Origin of the sequence: Prevotella sp. HMSC077E09 (genome assembly GCF_001814685.1) — a bacterium.
Lineage (GTDB): Bacteria > Bacteroidota > Bacteroidia > Bacteroidales > Bacteroidaceae > Prevotella > Prevotella oris.
In genome coordinates this window covers 85002-106963 of the sequence record NZ_KV817517.1, presented here as the reverse complement: position 1 = coordinate 106963, position 21962 = coordinate 85002, and the positions used below count along the sequence as shown (strand labels likewise).

The following is a 21962-nucleotide window of genomic DNA, read 5'->3' as shown; positions in this document are numbered from 1 at the left end:
TTCTGACGCTGATTGCAACGCCATTGACAACAAGACACGAAAAAGGGGAAAGCCACTACTGACTTTCCCCGACACAAAGATAATACTTTTTAAAGGCGAATGCAAATCAAAGATGAAATAAATTGACAATCATTCCTGCATTCCTTACCTCATCACTTTCATTGTCTTTTCACCTTGCTTCACAACATACACACCGCCAACGGGCAGCAAATCGTTACTGAACTGCACAGCAGGAACATGCATAAGTTTGTGTCCCTGAAGGTCAAAGACCGTGACGTCAGCAGAGGAAGCAGAAGTATCGATGGTTCTGATACCCGTTGTTTTCCAACTGTCATCAGTGGTTCCGGTATCTACACTCTGTACACTTCCGCCTGAAATTACGACTTCATAGCTGTTCACCTGATTGGAAGGACGACGCACCAACTGCCAATCTTCGGCATATTGCGATGAACGTGAACCTACAAACAGACGGTAAGTGCCGTCAGAAATGCCAGCCGGCAGGGTAATCATCCCGCTAAGTTCGCCCACAGAATAACGGTCGGCAACATTTGATACAGTAATAGACTTGAGCACTTTTGCCGTGTTATCTTTCATAAGAACAAAGGCAACCTCACCCGTAAAGCTTTCACCTGCAAGATTATACATCGTTCCAGCCGAGAGATTAAGCATCGAAGCAAACTTATATGCAGTGAATTTCTCTTTGCTGATAACGTGTGAATGCGCATCCATTACTTTCACCGGAGAGACGCCAACAAGCATATCCTGCCCGTCACTGAACGAATATCCCGTTGGATTCAGCAGTGCTATATCAAAGTAACCGTTGCCACCTTTGGGGCCCCAACCCCAGTTTACGTGCACGAAGCCATGCTCGTTATAACCGTCAATGACAAAGGCATGACCGCCTGCCGTTGCATCTGACCCTGTATAATATACCGGACGGCTGGCATTCAACTCCTGATATATTATGTTCATCCATTGAGAAGTGGAATAATAGTTACGAAAAAGGAGATTGATACCTGCATCATAACCGAACTTATTGATTAAGCCGCTGCGAGCCTCATTGGAATAAGCACCGGAGCCAGACGGCGTATATTCCATGCCTACGGCTATGCCACAGTGGAGCATCAAGGTTGAAACAGCCTTTGCCTGCACAGCAGTATAAGAAACGGTTTCATATTCATTCAGCATGTTTTTCCAGTCATATGTTGTATTGCCGAAGTCTGCTGAAATAATCTTACTGACCCCATTGACAACCACACTCAACGTACCTTGTCCGATACCTTTAGTCGGATAATTGTAATGTTTCATTATCTGTGACAGTGCAGTTGCCACACATCCCGTAGGATAAGGCTCTCTTCCAGACACGTATGGACAGTCGTTGTTATAAGGTTTTGACTGGTTCCATTCGGTTTTCAGAATAGGACTGACTGCGGTCTGGAATGCTCCGGCAGGAATTACCGGTGCATATTTCTTCCCTTCCGACAGATAGTTGCTCATAGAACTGCTTGCTGCATTGACAAACCAAAGCAGAGAAGTATTGGTTTCTGCATCATACCTGTCGCCTGAATAACCTATAACAGCAGGAAAAACATCGTCATTGGCAATAATGGCAAAACCTGTTTGCGAGCCAAGAACCGTCAACATAGCGTTCTCGGCGATAACTTTAAGATGGTCAGATGAACCTGCAGCGCGTGTGGGCGCATGGCTGTCAGCTTTTGTCAGCACCTGCAATGCAGCCTCTTTCTTTTGTAACAGGCTTCTGTGGGCTGCCTGTAGTCCGGAAGATATGACGAAAAGAGAAATGAGAAGTAATAGTTTTTTCTTTGTCATTGGCATTTTATAAAATGGTTATGATTGATGAAGGGTTCTCTGAAAAATAAAAAAGAACCCAACAGGACAAGCCTGCAAGGTCCTTTTGTTATATCGGATAATCTTATATTTACTTAAACGATATATAGTCGATCTTGGTGCCGAATGCCCCTTTTCCAGGTACGGCATGGAGCAGTTTCAGCGTAGCCACCTTTGTTTTTGCATCGTAGGTTCCTGCAATTGCTGAGCCGGAAACGCCGTTAGCAGTAGACTTGGCATCTCCTTTTTCATTGCCACACACCCAAATCTTTCCATAGGTTTTATGATCCCAAGCGGGCTGAGCCGGTACGGTTACTACGCCCTTGTCGTCAATAGTGAAGTTGATGTCGTAGTTATAACCGTTCTCCTTGTCTGCCAACAACATGTAATTGTTGCCGTATGAGCGTACAATCAGGTTGGATTGTACATTCCACATGCCTAAAGCAACCGTCACATTATGAGTCTTGTAGCGGATAACATGGTAGGTTATCTCCGGCAAACCGTAAATAAAAGCATCTTTTGAAGCCACGGCAATGTTTACTTTTTCAGACGTTCCTGCGGTCATGTTGAAAGCCACCTCAACGTCTTTGGTCCCCTCTCCGGCAGCAAACTTCACGTCAGTCGGTGCATTGAAAGACTTATTGTCACTTGACAACGCTATTGTCTGAGCCTGAGTTGAGTCGACACGAGCCACGCGTACGATGAGTTTTTGCGCTTCGTTTTCTGTGAACTTAACAGTATCAGACTTTGATGCAACCAAGTATGCGTTGCCACCTGTATCAGATGGTGCCGGTTCATACTTGTAATCGTCTGAGCAGGCGCTTAAACTTGCAATACACAAGCCAAGCGCAGCCATGAATGAATATTTCAAGATATTTTTCATTTTCTTTTCCCTTTATGAAATACTACGGATTAATGTACAGGGGTGTAGAGGTCTGACGGATCGGGATTGTTATAGCCTTTAACCGCACTGTTATTGTTTTCTTCAGTTGAAACGATACAGATGTTCATCCAAGCCGGACGCCCTTTGGTATTGAAACGGCACAACTCATAGAAGTTCGTGCCTTTGTAAGCACGCTTGACAGAGTAGTTCAGACGCTTGATATCAAAGAAACTTTGTCCTTCACCCCAAAGTTCTACGCGCTTTTGGAACACGATTTCCTCAATGAGAGACTCCTTGTCAGTGAGTTGACTATTGTAGTTCGCGTCACGTGTCTGCATGATTTTATTCAGAACAGTCTTTGCTTCTGCAAGTTTATTCTGTTGTGCTGCGGCCTCAGCCTCGATGAAATACATCTCAGCAACACGCATCAGAGGATACGCACAGGCTGCTGCAATGGAGGATTCTCCGTCATTGCCCTGGCCCGGACGGAACTTAATGGAAGCATAAACGGGCAGAGATTTCTTGTAAGAAGCTTTCAGGAATGGAACCTGATCGGCCAAAGCACTACCACTCGGAGCTTTCCAATAGAGCTTACGCCAATCATTATCACTGATACGATCATAGAGTTCTTTGCCTATCATACAGTACACCCCACCTGCACCTGCATAACCAAAGATCGTTTCATTTGACATCCATGAAGTCCAGTTAATGATACCTGTCTTCACAGTTGCAGCGTCTGCAGTCTGGTTGGAGCCCCACATCCAAGGAGTTGTCGTGTTGAAACCTGTCGATGGATTGAGGGCAACGGCCTTGCTTACTGGTGCAACTTTGGTGGTAGCAATAGCTTTCTTAGCATATTCTTCAGCCTTGGCATAGTCCTCTACCCACATATACAGACGAGCTTTCAAACCATAAATACAAGCCAAGTCAGGCAAAGTCTTATCACGCGTATCCGCCAGTTTGATGATGTATTTCTCGGCATCATTCAAATCACCCTCAATGAATTTCTTCATATCTTCACGTGTGGCACGAGGGTTCTTGCGGGCATCTTCTTTGCTCATTCCTGCCTTCACAATAGGACAGGTAAGGTTGGTGACCACGTTACCATCGCTGTTCTTTCCATCAGGGAACTTTTCATTCGGCAGGAACTCATACATACGAGCCATATCCAAATAGAACATTGCACGGAAAGCATAGGCAACTCCAAGGAAACCTAACTGCTGAGTAGTTGCTGATTCAGGATTAACGGCACCAATAAGATTATTGGTCGTCAGCACCATATTATAGAATTTGTTCCAGATGAACTGTGTAGTAAGGTAATCCCTTCCAATATAGTAACTCTGTATCCATTGCCTATATTGGTTGTAATCGCTTTCTGAAAGAGCCTCATCTGCCGTCATCACATCTCGGATCTTCATCATCGAACCATAGCTGTAACTGAAATGATAACTACGATCCCACACCGTATTCAGTGATGCCGGAATTGCACTCAGCAGGGCTTCTGTTGCTTCAGAAGAGCGTTGTAGCTGCTTAGTGGTCGCATAAGAGGTTGGTTCTGTCTCTTCTTCACATGAAGTAAAAGTGGAGAGAGACAGTGCCACCAGTCCTAAACCCAATATATATTGATTGATTTTTTTCATCTTGTTTCCTTTTTTCTGTTAATGATTAGAACGTCACACTCACACCACCAGAGACAGAACGGATAGGCGAATAGTAAGCATTCGTAATTGAACCATTTTCGCTCTGGCGTGGATCAAAGCCCTTTCGCTTTGAGAACAACCAAACATTATCTCCCGTAACATAGACGCGGATGTTGGCTAAGCCAAGATTACGAACAAAAGGTTTCGGCAATGTATAGCCCAATGTGATGTTCTGCAAATTGAGATATGAAGCCGAAGTCAAGAAGCGATCGCTCTGTGCTGCCATGTAGTTGTCATTGAAGTTCAAGCGAGGAATGCTCGAATTCTTATTGGTAGGCGACCAGGCATTAAGGATATCAGCATGGATAGCACTACCGCGACTCAAATTCATTGCACTGGCATAGCCATTATCATAAGCCTTACCACCTAATTGATAAGTGAAGTCTACGGCAAGGTCAAAGCCTTTCCAGCTGAGATTCGTACCAAATCCACCGAATGCATCGGGGTTAGGATCACCGCAAAGATACAGGTCTGCTTCACCTGTTGTCTTAACAGTTTCCTGGCCAACAACCTTTGGACGTGCTCCTTTTACAGACTGATCAACCTGTTTACCGTTTGCATCATAGTAGATAGTCTTACCATTTGCATCTTTCTCATATACATTCTTATAATAGAGTGCTTCACCCGTTGTCTGATCAACGCCTGCATATTTGTACATATACCAGGTGTACATAGGCAGTTTCTCACCATAGAAGTAATCGCTACTCTGGTAACCTTGCTTGCCATCTACCACCAAGTTCTTCTTGTCAGCTGCTAATCTGACAATACGGTTCTTATTGGCAGTCATGTTCAAATGAGCCGACCATGTGAGCTCCTTGGTGCGGATGATGTCGCCCTGTAATTCGAACTCGACACCCGTATTGCGCATATCACCAACATTGTCATAATAACCTGTAAAGCCGAATGAAGCTGGCAAGGTATACCAAGAAAGCATATCAGTCGTCTTACGATTGTAATATTCGAAAGAACCCGTTAGGCGACTCTTCAGCAAAGAGAACTCTATACCGACATTGAACTCGCCGTTCTTCTCCCAAGATATCTTGGCATTACCCAACTGACGAGGAGAAAGAGCAAGCTTTCCATTTGAATTCTGAATATTATAAGTAGTGATATATTTGTAATAACCAATGTCGTCGTTTCCTTGCTCACCATAAGATGCTTTCAATTTCAATTCATCCACCCAGCTTACATGGAAGAACTTCTCTTTTGAAATGAGCCATGCACCACCCAAAGACCAGAAGTTTCCCCAGCGATGATCAGGATCGAAGTAAGATGAAGCATCACGACGATAAGAGAAAGAACCGAAGTATTTGCTGTCATAATTATACTGTGCACGTCCAAAGAAGCCTTCAGTATTGTATTCAGATGTAGAAGAAGTAGCAATAGAACTGGTCGTTACGGCAGCACTCAATTCAACAATACTGTTAAGGAACATATTGTTATTGTGACCGGCAAGCGTCGTAATGCGACGGTGATAGTATTCATGTCCAAGCATTGCCTCTACATCATGTTTTCCGAACTGTCGGTGCCAGTTAAGCAACTGCTGATAGTTGTAGGTCCAAGTACGACCATGGCTTACATTAGCAATACCGTTAGAAGAAGCATACTGACCAAACCAAGGGTTCGTACTTGACTGGGCACGGTATTCATCATCATAAACACTGTTAGTCGAAGTGAATTTGAAATCATAGGGAAGATTGATTTCTGCTATACCGGTTGCACCGAACGTATTGCCTTCATTGTAGTTTTTGTTCACCAATGCATCAGAAAGTGCATTACTGCTTCCAAAATAAGGACGTGACAGTCCGATAAGACTCTTTGTCTCTCCGTAGTCATAAGCCCAGCCACCTGATGCTTCATGACGTACCTTATTCCCCTGAGCATCACGAATGAAAAGCGGATAGATAGGAGCTATTCTTGATGCGGTGAAGACATTACCTGAGGCAGAAGCTTCACCATCAGAGCCTAACTGATTCGCATTGTAGTGTGCATAGTTCATATTGACGCCCAACTTCAGCCATGGCTTAAACTGATAATCTGCTTTCAAACGAGCCGTGAAACGTGCATAATCCGAACCAATAGAGATACCTTTCATATTCAGATAGTTGGCAGAAGCATAGAAAGAAGACTTCTGAGTGCTACCTGCACCTGTCACAGTGTACTCTTGACGCAGTGCATGACGGTAGATATTATCGAGCCAATTATCAGGAGTAAGAAGATATTTCTTACCATCCGTACCTGTAATAACATTCCCTAAAGTGGCATTAGGATTGAGCTTTCCATTCATACCAATCATGTTCTGGCCTGCTGGAACATTGTAGACATTGTACCCTAAACCGTAGCTATTGCTGGCTGTCAGGTTCTGATTGGCAAATGCGTTGGCCTGTGCCGCAGTATATCCATAGGTATCACGGGCATAATTATACAGTCCCTTGTACCACGTTTCATAATAGCCTGCAGGATCATTAATATAGTTATAGTCAGGCACCTGACGAGAGTTTACACCCCATTTTGCATCAACCGTAATGGTCGCATTGCCAGAGGAACGGCCATTCTTTGTCGTGATGATGACAACACCATTGGCACCACGTGCACCATAAAGAGCGGCAGCAGCTGCTTCTTTCAATACGGTCATACTCTCAATATCCGTAGGAGCAATGATATTGATATCACCATCATATGGAGTACCATCTACAACATAAAGTGGAGAGCGAGCTGCATTGATAGAGCCAATACCACGGATACGAACCGTTGGAGCTGTCCCCGGTTGACCTGAAGCCTGTGTAATCTGCACACCGGAAACCTTACCACGCAACGCTTCAACGGCGTTTGTAGTCTGCACCTTTGCAATATCATCTGCCTTTACGACAGCAGCAGAACCTGTAAATGAAGATTTCTTTGCCGTTCCATAGGCTACAACCATCACTTCATCCAATGTCTTATTCTCGGCTTCCAATGTGACATGCATCTTGGGAGAGGCCTTGACGGTCTTGCTTTGCATGCCGATATAAGAAATCTCTAAGCGCGCACCAGCGGGTGCTGAAAGCGAGAACTTCCCGTCTGCATCGGATACTGTACCCGTATTAGTGCCCACAACCTTGATTGAAGCGCCAATAACAGGCTCACCATCATCCCCAGAGACAACAGTACCTGAAACCTGAGTTTGTGCCACAGCCATTCCTATGCTGAGGAAAAGGCCTGCCAAAAACATCATTAGTCTTTTTTCCATAAAATCTCTCTCTTTAATTTATATTATTTGTTTATTGCTTTGCAGTATATCTCTATACCTTATTATATATAATGAGAAAAAGGCCGATATCACATCACTTGGAAGATTTTAGTGACGCGAAAGGCACGTACTCCAACCCTTGTAACATTATTTCGTGTTGAAAAGAAACTTGGAAACAATCCTTCTTTCTCGTAGCTGTCCGCTTTGATTAACTTTTATAAAAGCATGTTTATGGTTACAAAATTAAGGAATGTTTAGAATACCGCCAAACATTTTCTGCAGAAAGTTACTTTTTGTCGTCGTATTTAACATAATTACTTGCAATTTATTCGTTTTCGTTACAAATTAAAACCCAACGGGGTATAAAAGCGTTAACGAAATGGTTTGCTACGAGTAGACAAATTGATAATTGGCAGTTGAGAACTGAAATAAATCTAAAATGAATTAAATCTGCATTGCAACAGCCCTGCTTCCTCGCTAAGCTACAAGTCTCAAGACAATGTCTTCGGGTATGATTTAACATACCCAAAGAGTATACCTGATAAGAAAAAGTAAAACGTTTAACTAAATTTATCATACAATCTGCAATAACTATTATTGTTATTTCCTATATTTGCACCCGATTATTAATCATTTATAAACATAGAAAGTTATGAAAAATCTAAGAAACGTAATTATGCTTTTTGCTGCCAGTGCAGCAATGATTGCATGCCAAAACAATGGTAAGACTGCTGCAAATGCAGCTGGCACAGACTCTGCTGCAACTGACACTATGGCAACAGACAGTGCTGTTTACGAGGGAGAAATCCCTGGTGCAGATGCCGGTTCAGTTTATACACTGAAGCTTGCTAACGATTCTACCGATGGTTTCTCTCTGCACATCAAATATTTGACAGATAAAACTCCGGCAGAAGACTATAGCGGTAAGAAGGTTGTTGCCACCAAGAAAATGGACGGTAAAGACGTAACTGTATATAAGTTTGCACTTGGTAAAGACACTACTTACTTCAAGGTTGTAAACGACTCAGTTCTCCGCATGGTTAACAATCAGTTTGAAGAGGCTGCAACAAAACTCAGCTACGACTTGAAATTGAAGAAGTAAAGCCACTTATCCACTCTCTCTCAAAAGGAGAAAAGAACTTGTTTCTCTCTTTATACAGTAAATTCTACTGCTTTGTCAAAGGCGGAGAATGAGCTATAAGAAGAGAAGATGCAGACTAATGGATAAAAGAAAAATAAAGACAGGGACGCAATTTTCTGCGTTCCTGTCTTCGTTTATAAACATAAGAAGAGTGAAAATCCATAAAGGAAACCAACGAAGAGCGTTTTATTCACTTACTATTTTCACGACAGCTCCCTCTTTCCCACACATCAATGGTATGACATCCAAGTTGTGCATTTCACAGGACATGGTTCCCAACTACAATATAACTGAAGTCATAAGCGTCTTTTTTCTTCGTTTATTCAGCAGGTTTTGACTATTTTTGCAGCAACAGTTCAACTTGCTGTTCAAACGACAGTATTGAAATATATCTATTCATGAAACAAACTATTCTATCTCTCTTGCTGGCGCTGTCGCCCCTCCTTTCACCGGCTGAAGACGGTCATGCGCTTTGGTTAAGATACAAACCATGCGGCAAAGCCAATATCATTGCGCCACAAGGTGGGGCAACCCTGCAGACAGCTGTCGACGAACTAAAACGTTATTGGCAGGGACCAGAATTGAAACTCATCCTCAACCCGCGTCTGAAAGATGATGACGGCTTCCTCTATAACGGAGATTCTATCTGCTCACACAGCGAACTTGGTCTGCTCTATGGTGCCTACGAAGCACTCCGACTGCAAGCTCAAGAGGCATATCCGGGGCTCGGTGGCTACACGGCTCCCAAGTTTTCACGCCGCATCCTCAACCATTGGGACAATCTTGACGGCACGATTGAGTGCGGATATGCAGGCAAGAGCATCTTCTTTTCGGCCAATCTCAAGGGACAGGAATGGGCAGAACGCATCCGCGAATATGCCCGGGCAAACGCTTCTGTCGGCATCAATGGAAGTGTGTTGAATAATGTCAATGCCTCTCCCAAAGTGCTGACAACGCAATATATCGATACTGTTTGCACGATAGCTAACATTCTCAGACCTTATGGAATTAAGGTATATCTCTCGGTAAACTTCGGCAGTCCGAAGGCTCTCGGCTACACAAAAACCGCCGATCCTCTCGATGAAACCGTCAAAAAATGGTGGAAGAAGAAGGCTGATGAGATTTATCAACGCATACCGGATTTCGGTGGTTTCCTCGTAAAAGCAAACGCTGAAGGACAGCCCGGACCTCTCGATTACGGACGAACGCATGCAGAAGGTGCCAACATGCTGGCCGATGCGTTGGCTCCCCATGGAGGAATTGTGATGTGGCGCAGCTTCGTCTATGGCGCAAAACATAAGGGAGAAGACCGCGTGATGCAGGCAGTCAGCGAATACAAAGACCTTGATGGTCTTTTCAAACCCAATGTCATCCTGCAAAGCAAGAATGGACCTCTCGACTTTCAACCGCGGGAACCCTACGCTCCTATCTTCGACAACATGAAGAAAACACAGCAAGCGGTAGAGTTTCAGATAACTCAAGAATACACCGGACAGGGCAAACATCTCGTCTTCTTGGCTCCAATGTGGAAAGAATTCTTTAGCTTCGTCGCTCCCGACAGCCTCAAAGCAATAGCTGGAGTGAGCAACATCGGCGATGACATCAATTGGTGTGGGCATCCATTCTCACAGGCCAACTGGTATGCCTTTGGCCGATTGGCATGGAATCCCTCATTTTCTTCCGATTTCATCGCACAGGAATGGATTGGTCAGACCTTTGGAAATGAGGTCAACAGCTACATACTTGCCGACATGATGACTACGAGCAGAGAGGCCTGCGTGGACTATATGATGCCGCTTGGACTGCATCATCTCTTCGCTTCCCAGCATCATTACGGTCCCGAAGCAGACGGGGTTAAAGCTGAATATCCATTGGAGTGGTGCCCTATACCCTATCATAAGGCTGCCGCAGACGGCATCGGTTTCGACCGCTCCTCCAAGGGAACGAATGCCGTTTCGCAATATCGTGAACCTTACCGAAGCCTCTATGACAACCTTGCCACATGCCCCGATGAATATCTGTTGTGGTTTCATCATGTGCCCTGGGACTACAAACTGCACAATGGCGACATGCTCTGGGATGAACTTTGTGCCTTATATTATCGAGGGATAGAGCAGGTGGTATCTTATCAGAAGCTGTGGAACGAATTGCGCCCTCAGATTGATCAGGAACGTTGGGAACATGTCAACCGTCTTCTTGCCCTGCAGTTGGCAAATGCAAAAGAATGTCGTGACTACGCACTCCGCTACTTCCAACAATTTTCCAAGATGCCTTTGAAATATAATTTCACGGGCGTAAGCTACATGCCCGTACAGCCTGCACAACTCAACCACAAACAACCTTAGGCATAAACTGCATGAAAGCATTTGCATTCCTCCTTACACTCACCCTGCTTTCAAGCCTAAGGAGCCGTGCACAGAGCATCTGAGAGAAAGGCTTTTAATGTCAAATTTCTTTGTCGTTTTTAACACTTTTATCAATACCCAAAGAGAAATAAAAATCCGAGTTCCATGCTTGTGCAAAGCCATTTTATAGCTTCAATGCTCCCACGTCAATCCCCTTGCATTGCAATTCCATTCATCATGCGTTGCAACTTGACGCAGATGGCACTACTATTTGCGTTAGAAAACGCGATGAAATGGTGCAAATTAGGAGGTGATTTGATGCAAATGGCAGCATTTCTTTATGTGAGATTAGCCTGCAATTTGTTTTGAAATCTGTAATCGTCTGATTGTCAATGCTTTGTAATTCGTTAAAATACGGCGCACATTTCGAATGAGGAAGACTTTCATTCTGAATTCTTCAATCTATTCAAGGGAATTGTAAAGTTTGTTGAAAGGAATTAACATATATTCTGCCTCTTAGGATGTGAGGCAGCAACAGCCTTTATATCTTCTAAGATTTTCTTAGATATTCTTAGATGTCGCTTGCGACGAGGAGGCCTAAAATGCAAGTAGGAAGACTCCTAACCGCTTCGCGGTATATCTCAGAATATTTGAGAATATCGAATAAAAGGAATTCGTTTGCATGTTAACAGCCTTGATATTTTCTGCAAGTCACAGTTTTCTCTTCTCCTCAATATAACGGAGAAGCCCATCATCTCCAAGCACTTCAATATCATCATAGAGTCCAAGGATGAAACGGCCAATGCCCAGATAACTCATAACATCAGTTTCGAGGAGCCAATGGTAATCGTCTTCGGGCATGAAAAATGTCGATGAAATGGGGTATTCTTCAAGCATGAGATTGTAAGAAAGCTGTCCCATGCGCAGACGGATACGGTAGCGTTCTTCGCCAGTAAAGCCAAACATATCCGTGAAAACACGCTTATGTTTGTCGGAATGTATCCAAGGAGCATCGTAAACCTCCACGCTTCCAATGCGTGCCAACTTGAAAGTCTTGTTCATACCTGAAGCTAATTCATAACAACGCACATCCTGATGATCACTTAAAAAGAGGAAAGGTTCGACCACACGGTCACTGAATGAATGACTATGAGGCGAGGAGTAGCGGTGCAGACAGACTATGCGTTGATTGTTGATTGCTGTCGTCAAGTCATCAAGATTGCGCATCTGTTTTTTCCTATAGCGTGCATCTGTGAAGAGACGCAAGTCATAGAAGCGTTCCAACTTACTCTTGACAGACGCAATTGCAGGATTCCTTGCATCAACTCCATCGGCAAGCTGATGCAACAAAGCGGCTTCAGCACCAGTGAAGTTGACCGATGACGTGATGCGTCGAAAGAATGGCGAGTGAGGATCAAGGCGATAACAGTTTCCATTTCTGACAACCTTAAAGCCATAATCACGCAGGAACTGCAGATAATAATAAAGGTTGCGGCGCGTACATTCCAAATGTTCGCACAAATCATTAGCGGTATAATCCGTACCGTCGGTCATCAAAAGAATGAGCGTAAGCTCGTTACCAAGTTTCTTCATAAAGTTAAAACCCCACCCAACCTCCCCGAAGGGGAGGAGTTGTTACTTGAGGTCGATGTATTGATTGGAGTTAAGACCCCTCCCAATCTCTCAGAGGGGGGAGGAGTTGTTGCTTGGGGTTGATGTATTGATTGGAGTTAAAACCCCTCCCAATCTCCCCGAGGGGGGAGGAGTTGTTACTTGGGGTTGATGTATTGATTGGAGTTAAGACCCCTCCCCTTCGGGAGGCCGGGAGGGGTGATATTGCTTGAGAATAATATGTCGTTTCAAACTTTCCATTACATGAAAGAAAAGTAGAGAGACTACTTAAATATCAATTTCCCTTCCTCAAGTTCGTGCTCCCTCCCTTCGGGAGGGCTGGGATGGGTATTATAACTCCTCCTATGCAACTCACAAATTCCATGTTCAGCTATTCCCGCATAATGCTTTTTCGTGGGATAACCCTTATTCTTTTCCCAGTCATAGAAAGGATAAAGCTTAGCTTGTTCCGTCATATAATCGTCGCGATAAGTCTTGGCAAGAATGCTGGCTGCCGCTATATTCTGATATTTTCCATCGCCTTTGATGACACAAGTGTAGGGAAGTTGCTTGCCGGCATTGGGCAATCCTTTGCCAACAACATAAGGGTCGAAGTGGTTCCCGTCAACAATGACAGCCTCGGGACGTATCTTCAATTGGTCTAAAGCACGGTGCATGGCCAAGAAACTGGCATGAAGAATATTGATTTCATCAATTTCTTCGGGCGTAGCAACACCCACAGCCCAGGCTAAAGCATCGTGCTCTATCTGCTCACGCAAGGCATACCGCTGTCTGACGGAGAGCTTTTTGCTGTCGTTGAGCGCAGGATTGTCATAGTCAGGAGGCAGAATGACCGCTGCAGCATAGACGCTTCCGGCTAAACAACCACGGCCTGCTTCATCGCATCCAGCCTCAACAAGATTGTCATATAAATGAGAAAGAAGCATGGTTTTGTTAATATTTGTTGTGCATTAACGTTTTTAACAGTCTGAAACTACATATGAAAAGATACTTCCACACATGGGGTTAACTTTGCACCCATAATCAAGAATGGATTTTAAAAAACCAGAAATATGGAAAAGAACATTTATCTTCAGTGTGAGAAAGAACATTCAGAACAGACGCTGCAACAGCGACTAAACGGCGTAAGAGCGTTATTAAGCAAGCCCATCTGCCTGTTTGCAAGCTATTATTCAGCTGTTCTCGGTCGTGAAATCAGTATGCGCCAGACTCTTCTGTTACTCAATGCACAGCTTGCTTTCGTGTTTACCGTGATGCCTGTAGATGCTCATCTTATCGGTCGTGCAGTCTGCTGTGTGTGGTTTCTGCGAGCTGTCACCGCCTGTCGCAAGGCACTTTAGAACATCGTAGATATGCGCTTGATAGCTGCAACGAGCCCATCGACTTCATCTCTCGTGTTGTAAAGTGCAAAACTTGCACGTGATGTTCCGAGCACGCCCAAGCGATTCATAAGCGGCTGCGCACAGTGATGACCGGTGCGGATAGCAATACCGAGGCGATCGAGCAATGTCCCCATGTCCATGTGATGAATGTCACGAAGCTGGAAACTGATAACGGCATCATGGCGTAAAGTAGTCAAATCGGCATCTTCTGTCACACCAAACAGTTTCATGCCTTCAATCTGTCGAAGTTGCATAATAGCATAACGCGTGAGGTCTTCCTCATGCTTCTGAATGGCATCCATGCCCAAATCTGTGACATACTCCAAGGCCTTGGCAAGACCTGTCGTAGCAATATAGTCGGGCGTTCCGGCCTCAAACTTCAATGGCGGACGCTCGAAAGTAGACTTTTCAAAGCTGACATTCTCAATCATCTCTCCTCCACCTTGATAAGGAGGAAGCTTGTCTAACCAATCTTCCTTGCCATATAACACACCGATACCCGTTGGTCCATAGATCTTATGCCCACTGAAAACAAAGAAATCGCAATCTAACTGCTGCATGTCGACCTTAAAATGAGGCGTGCTCTGGGCACCATCCACAACGACAGGAACATGGTGTTCATGGGCTATACGAATGACATCTTCCACAGGATTGATTGTTCCGAGCACATTGCTGACATGAGAGATACTGACAATCTTCGTCTTCGGCGTAATCATTTTCTCGAAGACTTCAATATCCATACCGCCGTTGTCATCCATTGGAATGACTTTCAGTACAATGCCTTTTCGGGCCGCTTGAAGTTGCCAAGGCACGATATTGGAATGATGTTCAACGGTGGAAATAATGACTTCATCACCTTCCTGCATGAAACCCTCACAGAAACTGGAGGCTATGAGGTTGAGTCCTTCGGTTGTTCCACGCGTGAAAACAATCTCATTCGTTGTCTTGGCATTGAGAAACTTGCGCACAGTCTCGCGGGCTCCCTCATGGAGTTCGGTGGCCTGCTGACTGAGCCAATGCACTCCACGGTGCACATTGGCATTGACGTTCAGATATTCTTCGCGCATCGTATCAAGCACACAAAGCGGCTTCTGCGTGGTAGCCGCATTGTCAAGATAAACGAGTGGGCGGTCATAAACCGTTCGCGAAAGAATTGGGAAATCTTTTCTTATCTGGTTTAAATCATATTGCATAGTTTGAAAATCATTTCAATTCATCCATAATGCACTTATTAAAGCGACTCCTACTTACACAACTTACACCCCTCGCATTTATTCAATTCACCCCTAAATCGCTTTTCGACAAGATGATGAAGACGGTCACGCAATGGTTCAAGTTCCATTTTATCAATCACCTCATTAATGAAGGCGAACTCCAAAAGCAGCTTAGCTTCTTTCAGACTGATACCGCGTTGCTGCATATAGAACAGCGCAGCATCATTCAACTGGCCTACCGTTGAGCCATGTGCACACTTCACATCGTCGGCATAAATCTCAAGCATAGGTTGCGTGTACATGCGGGCAGTCTTTGTCACACAAAGGTTTTGATTGGTTTCCTGACTGATAGTCTTCTGTGCATCGTGTCGGACGAGCACGCGTCCGGCAAAGGCTCCCACGGCATTTTCATCAAGCACATACTTGTAAAGTTCATTACTTGTGCAATGAGGTACCTGATGATCAATGAGTGTGTTATTGTCAACATGTTGCTGTTTGTCGGCAACTACGCAGCCATTACAGTGACATTCTGCCCCCTCGCCTTTGAAAACGAGGTCAAGACGGTTGCGAGTGACCCCATTATGCAATGTGATTACATTATGATTGACACGGCTGTTAGCTTGCTGCTCTATATAAACATTGCTCACACGGACATTCTTCAAATGGGTTTCTTCAAGGCAATTGAGTTCTAAACTCGCATTATCACCCACGTAAGCCTCAATGACCTGCGTGGAAAGAAACTTGCGGTCGTCTGTTGCATGATCACAGAAAAGGAGTTTTGCCTCGGCACCTTGCTCCATGACGACAAGCACACGACGGTTTACCATGAGATCAACGTCGGCACGAAGGATATTGATAATTTGAATGGTACGGTCGACTTTGACATTCTTGGGAACATAAACGAAAAGACCGTCCTGTGCCAACATCGTGTTCAAAGCCGTGACAGCATCCTCATGAGTGGCGGCAATCTGAGCATAATATTTAGCGATGAAATCGGGCTTTTCTGCCGCTATATGCCCCAAAGAGTCAACAATGACACCTGCGGGAAGTTGAACCTGCGGCAGTTTCTGGCTGTAGAAGCTGTCATTAACAATAAAATAAAGAGACGTACTAAGGTTTGGTACGTCACATTTGAATGCGTCGTAAGGGTTCACCGGAATAGCTAAACGATTGAGATTCAGCCCATAATCAGGCGCAAATAAAGCTGCCATGTCGGTATACTTATAGCGTTCTACCTTGCGTGTAGGGAACCCTTGCGCCTTGAAATCGGCAAAAGCACGGTCGCGCACAGCGTTAAGAGGTTCGGCCGAATGACTTTTAATCATCTCCGAAACCTCTGTGTAGAGGTCGATATATTGCTGTTCACTGTTCATGATTCTCCTCCTTTGTTATTCGCCATACAAGGCATCGGCCTCTTCCTTAATCCAATCATAGCCGTGCTGTTCAATTTCTTTGGCTAACTCTGCACCTGCAGTCTTGACGATACGCCCCTTATAAAGCACATGGACAAAATTCGGTTTGATCATATCCAAAAGGCGTTCGTAATGGGTAATCACGATAGCCGAGGTCTTTTCTGTGTGCATTTTATTGACACCATCGGCCACAATTCGCATGGCATCAACATCAAGTCCGGAGTCTGTTTCATCGAGAATACTGAGCTTCGGCTGTAACATAGCCATTTGAAATATTTCATTTCGTTTCTTCTCACCACCGGAGAAACCCTCATTAACTGAACGATGTGCCAACTTACTATCCAAGTCGACAAGCTTCCGTTTCTCACGCATCAGCTTCAGAAAATCGGCAGCATTCAATGGTTCCTTGCCTTCATACTCGCGCTTTGCATTGATAGCGGCACGCATAAAGTTGGTCATTGACACTCCGGGTATCTCTACCGGATATTGGAACGAGAGGAACAAACCGGCGCAAGCGCGGTCTTCCGGTTTCATCTGCAACAGATCCTGACCATTGAAAAGCGCTTCACCTTCAGTCACCGTATACAGCGGATTACCCGTCAATACGGCACTCAAGGTTGACTTACCCGAACCATTCGGTCCCATGATAGCATGGATTTCGCCATCGTTAATCGTGAGGTTGATGCCCTTTAATATTTCTTTGCCAGCTATCGTGGCATGCAAGTTTCTTACTTCTAACATTTTTCTTTCGTCAAAAATTGTTTTTAATTTCTGTTTATCCTACCGTTCCTTCAAGGCTCACACTTAACAACTTCTGAGCCTCAACAGCAAATTCCATCGGCAGTTTATTAAGCACTTCCTTGGCATACCCATTGACAATCAAGCCTACAGCCTGCTCTGTTGGTATGCCACGCTGGTTGCAATAGAAGAGTTGGTCTTCTGATATCTTGGAAGTTGTGGCTTCATGCTCCACCACTGCACTATCGTTATGGATATCCATATAAGGGAAGGTATGGGCACCACAGTCGCTGCCTAACAACAGAGAATCGCACGAGCTGTAGTTTCGGGCATTATCAGCATTGGCGGTTGCACGTACAAGTCCGCGGTAAGAATTCTGGCTATGACCGGCCGAAATGCCTTTAGAGATGATGGTAGACTTGGTGTTTTTCCCCATATGTATCATCTTTGTACCAGTGTCGGCCTCTTGATAATGATTGGTTACAGCAACACTATAGAACTCAGCTGTGGAGTTGTCACCCCGTAAGATGCAGGAAGGATACTTCCATGTGATTGCCGAACCGGTCTCAACCTGTGTCCAACTCAACTTCGAATTGACGCCACGCAGGTCGCCACGCTTAGTAACTAAGTTCAAGACTCCACCCTTTCCATGTTCATCTCCAGGATACCAGTTTTGCACAGTAGAGTACTTTACCTCGGCATTATCCTTCACAATGATTTCTACGATGGCTGCATGCAGTTGGTTTTCATCACGCATCGGCGCTGTACATCCCTCGAGATAACTCACATAAGCATTATCTTCGGCCACAATCAATGTACGTTCAAACTGCCCCGTATTACGGGCATTGATACGGAAATAACTGCTAAGTTCCATCGGACAACGCACCCCTTTGGGGATATAAACAAACGAACCGTCACTGAACACTGCACTGTTAAGGGCTGCAAAATAGTTGTCACGATAAGGCACTACACTGCCCAAATACTCCTTGACTAAATCAGAATGCTCCTTAACAGCCTCTCCTATACTACAGAAAATGATGCCTTTCTCGCGCAATTTTTCCTTGAACGTGGTCTTCACAGACACGGAATCCATGATTGCATCAACTGCCGTCCCACTCAGAGCCAAGCGCTCTTCCAATGGAATGCCCAATTTATCGAAAGTCTTTTCGAGTTCCGGATCAATCTCTTTATTCTTAGGTTTCTTCGCTAATGGGTCTGCATAATAGGATATTCCCTGATAGTCTATCTCGGGAAGATGTACATGTCCCCACGCAGGTTGCTTGAGATCTTTCCAGTATTCGTAGGCTTTCAAGCGAAATTCAAGCAACCAATCGGGCTCTTCTTTCTTCTTTGAAATCAGGCGCACAATGTCTTTATTGAGTCCTTTCTCTATGATATCAGTCTGCACATCAGTAGTGAAACCGAACTCATATTTCTTTTCGGCCACCTGCTTTACAAACTCGTTTTTCTCTCTTTCTGCCATTTTACAAATATCTGTATTCATGGAATAGCCACAACAAATAATGTACCATTTCTCCTTTGGTCACATTTGTTATTAACTACAATAGTGACACTCTGTCATTACCGGAGAGTGTCACTACCTTATTATATATAAGCAAAGAGAAAGCCACCCTATTCATGAAATGGCCTCTCTGCTGCTATTACAACTTCTGTTCTACCTCAATTTCTGTAAAGGTTTCAATAATATCACCCTCCATGATATCATTATAGTTGACAAGACTCAAGCCACATTCCATACCCATAGGTACTTCCTTGACATCATCCTTGTAACGTTTCAAGGCATTGATCTCGGCCGTACGAACAACAATACCATCGCGAACCACACGGGCCTTATCCTTGGCATGAACCTTACCTTCGGTGACAAGACCACCGGCAATGGTACCCACCTTGGATATCTTGAACACTTGTTGTACTTCAATCTGACCGGTAACGATTTCTTTTGTCACCTTATCCAGCATACCAACCATTGCACTCTTGATGTCGTCGATAGCATCATAAATGATTGAATAGGTGTTAATCTCCACACCTTCACGGTCGGCCAACTTACGAGCTTCTGATGAAGGACGTACCTGGAACCCTACAATGACAGCATCAGAAGCACTGGCTAACATCACATCATTCTCACTAATCTGACCTACGGCCTTGCTGATGACATTCACCTGAACCTTTTCTGTAGAAAGCTTAATGAACGAATCGCTCAATGCCTCAATAGAACCATCGGTGTCACCCTTAACGATAATGTTAAGCTCATGGAACTCCCCGCGGGCAATGCGATGCGAAATATCACCAAGTGTAAGGCGCTTTTGCGTACGCAGACCCTGCTCACGCTGCAACTGTTCGCGCTTGTTAGCGATCTCACGAGCCTCCTGTTCTGTCTCCAAGACATGGAACAAGTCACCCGCCGTAGGTGCACCATTCAAGCCAAGGATAATTGCTGGTTCGGCAGGACCAGCCTTTTCTATGCGCTGGTTACGCTCATTGAACATGGCTTTAATACGTCCCCAGCTCGTACCTGCAATAACAATATCACCGATTTTCAACGTACCGTTGCTCACTAAGACCGTGCTCACAAAACCACGCCCCTTATCAAGCGAAGACTCAATAATCGTTCCGGTAGCCTTTCTGTTGGGGTTAGCTTTGAGGTCAAGCATCTCTGCTTCAAGCAGCACTTTATCAAGAAGAGCATCTACACCGACACCTTTCTTTGCACTGATCTCCTGACATTGGAACTTACCGCCCCATTCTTCTACAAGCAAGTTCATATTAGCCAAGTCCTCACGTATCTTGTCCGGATTGGCCCCGGGCTTGTCTATCTTGTTGATTGCAAACACCATTGGCACCCCAGCAGCCTGCGCATGAGCAATAGCCTCCTTGGTTGTAGGCATCACGGAATCGTCAGCAGCGATGATGATAATGGCGATATCGGTCACCTGTGCACCACGGGCACGCATAGCAGTAAAGGCTTCGTGTCCCGGAGTATCAAGGAATGTCACCTTCTGCCCATTCTTCAATGTAACGCTGTATGCGCCGATATGCTGTGTAATACCACCGGCTTCACCTGCAATTACATTGGTATTTCGGATATGATCGAGGAGCGAAGTCTTACCGTGGTCGACGTGTCCCATCACCGTTACAATCGGTGCACGCGGTACAAGATCGTTCTCGTCGTCAACATCTTCACTGACAGCTTCCTGCACTTCTGCACTGACATATTCGGTCTTGAAACCGAATTCATCTGCCACCATATTAATGGTTTCGGCATCAAGTCGCTGATTTATGGAAACCATGATGCCCACACTCATCAGCGTAGAAATAACTTGTGTCACGCTGATATTCATCATCGTGGCCAACTCGCTGACGGTAACAAACTCCGTAAGTTTCAGTATTTTTGCTTCTTTACGCTCTGCATTGGCTTCCTGCTGAAGCTTCTCCTGCACAGCTTCGCGCTTCTCTTTACGATATTTCGCGCCTTTCTTGTTCTGGCTCTTACTTGTCAGTCGGGCCAAAGTTTCCTTCACTTGACGTGCTACAGCCTCATCGTCTACCTCTAAAGGTTTCTGATTACGCTTGTTGCGGTTCTTCTTATTCTTGTTCTTTCCGCCATTAGCGCCATTGTTACTGCCATTATTCTGCTTGGCTTCGGCATTGATATCTACGCGTTCCTTATTAATACGGACACGCTTCTTCCGCTCACCACCATGCTGCGTAGCAGCCTTTTCTTCACGCTCCTTGCGTTTTTCTTCTTTCGACTTCTTCTTCGGACGTGTACTCTGATTAAGTGCATCGAGGTCAATCTTGCCCAACACATTCACCTTTGGACTGTTGAGTATCTTCTTCTCACTCTTCAAAGTGAAGATTGCATCACCGTCTTTCTCCTCTGCAACAGGCTTTTCTACAGCCGCTTCCTTGGGGGCTTCAACTGGTTTCTCCACCTTTGGTTCAGACTTCGGAGCTACAGGTTTCGGAGCCTTGACTTTCTTCTCCGGCTCTGGGCTGACGGCAGCAGCCTTCACTTCTGGAGCCTTTTTCTCTTCCGGAGCAGCAGACTTTTTAGCCGAAGGAGCTTTACCAATGCTGTCGAGATCAATCTTTCCCATGGGTTTATACACCTGCTGGTTAGACGATTCAAGTAAGCTTTCAGCACGATTGTCCTTCGCCTCTGGCGTACGCTTCTTCTCTTTGGGTTTCTTCTGGAACAGCTTTTCAGCCTCATTGCGCACAGCGGCATCCTGTTTGAACGCCTCAACGAGTGCCTGATACTGGGCTTCATTGAGCTTAAAACTCAAGTCGTCCTTCACTTCTCCCAGTTCTGCTTTCTTTGTAAGGAAGTCAACTGCCGTTTGACGTCCTATGTTTAACTCACGTAATGCTTTGTTTAATCTGATGCTCATGTATTTATTTTACTTCTTTTTTCTTA

General features: G+C 44.9%; 14 protein-coding genes. 3 read left to right on the top strand and 11 right to left on the bottom strand.

From position 1 onward, the window contains the following. Positions 1-144 precede the first annotated feature (144 nt). The 4 genes from HMPREF2983_RS03485 to HMPREF2983_RS03470 all read right to left on the bottom strand — a co-directional run bounded on the left by HMPREF2983_RS03485 (position 145) and on the right by HMPREF2983_RS03470 (position 7660). A complete protein-coding gene (locus HMPREF2983_RS03485) occupies positions 145-1830 on the bottom strand; it encodes a C10 family peptidase (RefSeq protein ID WP_246829332.1) in 1686 nt (561 codons plus the stop codon). A gap of 109 nt (positions 1831-1939) precedes the next feature. Beyond that, positions 1940-2731 (bottom strand): hypothetical protein, encoded by a 792-nt coding sequence (locus HMPREF2983_RS03480; RefSeq protein ID WP_070666813.1) that lies wholly within the window; start codon positions 2729-2731, stop codon positions 1940-1942. Positions 2732-2760: 29 nt separating this feature from the next. Further along, positions 2761-4371, bottom strand: coding sequence for a RagB/SusD family nutrient uptake outer membrane protein (locus HMPREF2983_RS03475; protein WP_070666811.1), 1611 nt, complete (start codon positions 4369-4371; stop codon positions 2761-2763). 25 nt (positions 4372-4396) lie between these two features. After that, the gene (locus HMPREF2983_RS03470) at positions 4397-7660 is read right to left on the bottom strand and encodes a SusC/RagA family TonB-linked outer membrane protein (RefSeq protein WP_246829331.1); all 3264 of its coding nucleotides are present in this window, start codon (positions 7658-7660) and stop codon (positions 4397-4399) included. 652 nt (positions 7661-8312) lie between these two features. On the opposite strand from HMPREF2983_RS03470, the gene HMPREF2983_RS03465 reads away from it, so the two are divergent. Together HMPREF2983_RS03465 and HMPREF2983_RS03460 are read left to right on the top strand one after the other, a co-directional pair. After that, positions 8313-8762: a copper resistance protein NlpE N-terminal domain-containing protein gene (locus HMPREF2983_RS03465; protein ID WP_025879625.1), complete on the top strand. Its 450-nt coding sequence runs from the start codon at positions 8313-8315 to the stop codon at positions 8760-8762. Positions 8763-9199: 437 nt separating this feature from the next. Beyond that, positions 9200-11146, top strand: a complete 1947-nt coding sequence (locus tag HMPREF2983_RS03460; RefSeq protein ID WP_070666807.1) for an alpha-glucuronidase — start codon at positions 9200-9202, stop codon at positions 11144-11146. 711 nt (positions 11147-11857) lie between these two features. Here HMPREF2983_RS03460 and HMPREF2983_RS03455 read toward each other — a convergent pair. Together HMPREF2983_RS03455 and HMPREF2983_RS03450 are read right to left on the bottom strand one after the other, a co-directional pair. Further along, on the bottom strand, positions 11858-12739 hold the full coding sequence (locus HMPREF2983_RS03455) for a helix-turn-helix transcriptional regulator (RefSeq protein ID WP_018920566.1): 882 nt from the start codon (positions 12737-12739) through the stop codon (positions 11858-11860). A gap of 302 nt (positions 12740-13041) precedes the next feature. Continuing rightward, the gene (locus tag HMPREF2983_RS03450) at positions 13042-13704 is read right to left on the bottom strand and encodes a ribonuclease HII (protein ID WP_070666805.1); all 663 of its coding nucleotides are present in this window, start codon (positions 13702-13704) and stop codon (positions 13042-13044) included. A gap of 126 nt (positions 13705-13830) precedes the next feature. On the opposite strand from HMPREF2983_RS03450, the gene HMPREF2983_RS03445 reads away from it, so the two are divergent. Next, a complete protein-coding gene (locus HMPREF2983_RS03445) occupies positions 13831-14118 on the top strand; it encodes an ATP-binding protein (protein WP_070666803.1) in 288 nt (95 codons plus the stop codon). Here HMPREF2983_RS03445 and HMPREF2983_RS03440 read toward each other — a convergent pair. The 5 genes from HMPREF2983_RS03440 to infB form a co-directional block, all read right to left on the bottom strand. Next, the gene (locus tag HMPREF2983_RS03440; protein ID WP_070666801.1) at positions 14115-15353 is read right to left on the bottom strand and encodes an aminotransferase class V-fold PLP-dependent enzyme; all 1239 of its coding nucleotides are present in this window, start codon (positions 15351-15353) and stop codon (positions 14115-14117) included. The two genes, HMPREF2983_RS03445 and HMPREF2983_RS03440, sit on opposite strands and share 4 nt — an antisense overlap. 50 nt (positions 15354-15403) lie before the next feature. Continuing rightward, on the bottom strand, positions 15404-16747 hold the full coding sequence (gene sufD / locus HMPREF2983_RS03435; RefSeq protein ID WP_070666799.1) for a Fe-S cluster assembly protein SufD: 1344 nt from the start codon (positions 16745-16747) through the stop codon (positions 15404-15406). A gap of 15 nt (positions 16748-16762) precedes the next feature. After that, the gene (sufC, locus tag HMPREF2983_RS03430) at positions 16763-17527 is read right to left on the bottom strand and encodes a Fe-S cluster assembly ATPase SufC (protein ID WP_004373577.1); all 765 of its coding nucleotides are present in this window, start codon (positions 17525-17527) and stop codon (positions 16763-16765) included. Between the two features lie 34 nt (positions 17528-17561). Further along, entirely contained in the window at positions 17562-19007 is a 1446-nt protein-coding gene (sufB, locus tag HMPREF2983_RS03425) for a Fe-S cluster assembly protein SufB (RefSeq protein WP_070666796.1), read from the bottom strand. A gap of 178 nt (positions 19008-19185) precedes the next feature. Next, positions 19186-21936, bottom strand: coding sequence for a translation initiation factor IF-2 (gene infB / locus HMPREF2983_RS03420; RefSeq protein ID WP_070666795.1), 2751 nt, complete (start codon positions 21934-21936; stop codon positions 19186-19188). Positions 21937-21962 lie beyond the last annotated feature (26 nt).

Excerpts from the sequence above, each read along its gene's own strand:
- HMPREF2983_RS03485 (WP_246829332.1), bottom strand. The coding sequence starts at position 1,830 with ATGACAAAGAAAAAACTATTACTTCTCATTTCTCTTTTCGTCATATCT.
- HMPREF2983_RS03480 (WP_070666813.1), bottom strand. The coding sequence starts at position 2,731 with ATGAAAAATATCTTGAAATATTCATTCATGGCTGCGCTTGGCTTGTGT.
- HMPREF2983_RS03475 (WP_070666811.1), bottom strand. The coding sequence starts at position 4,371 with ATGAAAAAAATCAATCAATATATATTGGGTTTAGGACTGGTGGCACTG.
- HMPREF2983_RS03470 (WP_246829331.1), bottom strand. The coding sequence starts at position 7,660 with ATGGAAAAAAGACTAATGATGTTTTTGGCAGGCCTTTTCCTCAGCATA.
- HMPREF2983_RS03465 (WP_025879625.1), top strand. The coding sequence starts at position 8,313 with ATGAAAAATCTAAGAAACGTAATTATGCTTTTTGCTGCCAGTGCAGCA.
- HMPREF2983_RS03460 (WP_070666807.1), top strand. The coding sequence starts at position 9,200 with ATGAAACAAACTATTCTATCTCTCTTGCTGGCGCTGTCGCCCCTCCTT.
- HMPREF2983_RS03455 (WP_018920566.1), bottom strand. The coding sequence starts at position 12,739 with ATGAAGAAACTTGGTAACGAGCTTACGCTCATTCTTTTGATGACCGAC.
- HMPREF2983_RS03450 (WP_070666805.1), bottom strand. The coding sequence starts at position 13,704 with ATGCTTCTTTCTCATTTATATGACAATCTTGTTGAGGCTGGATGCGAT.
- HMPREF2983_RS03445 (WP_070666803.1), top strand. The coding sequence starts at position 13,831 with ATGGAAAAGAACATTTATCTTCAGTGTGAGAAAGAACATTCAGAACAG.
- HMPREF2983_RS03440 (WP_070666801.1), bottom strand. The coding sequence starts at position 15,353 with ATGCAATATGATTTAAACCAGATAAGAAAAGATTTCCCAATTCTTTCG.
- sufD (WP_070666799.1), bottom strand. The coding sequence starts at position 16,747 with ATGAACAGTGAACAGCAATATATCGACCTCTACACAGAGGTTTCGGAG.
- sufC (WP_004373577.1), bottom strand. The coding sequence starts at position 17,527 with ATGTTAGAAGTAAGAAACTTGCATGCCACGATAGCTGGCAAAGAAATA.
- sufB (WP_070666796.1), bottom strand. The coding sequence starts at position 19,007 with ATGGCAGAAAGAGAGAAAAACGAGTTTGTAAAGCAGGTGGCCGAAAAG.
- infB (WP_070666795.1), bottom strand. The coding sequence starts at position 21,936 with ATGAGCATCAGATTAAACAAAGCATTACGTGAGTTAAACATAGGACGT.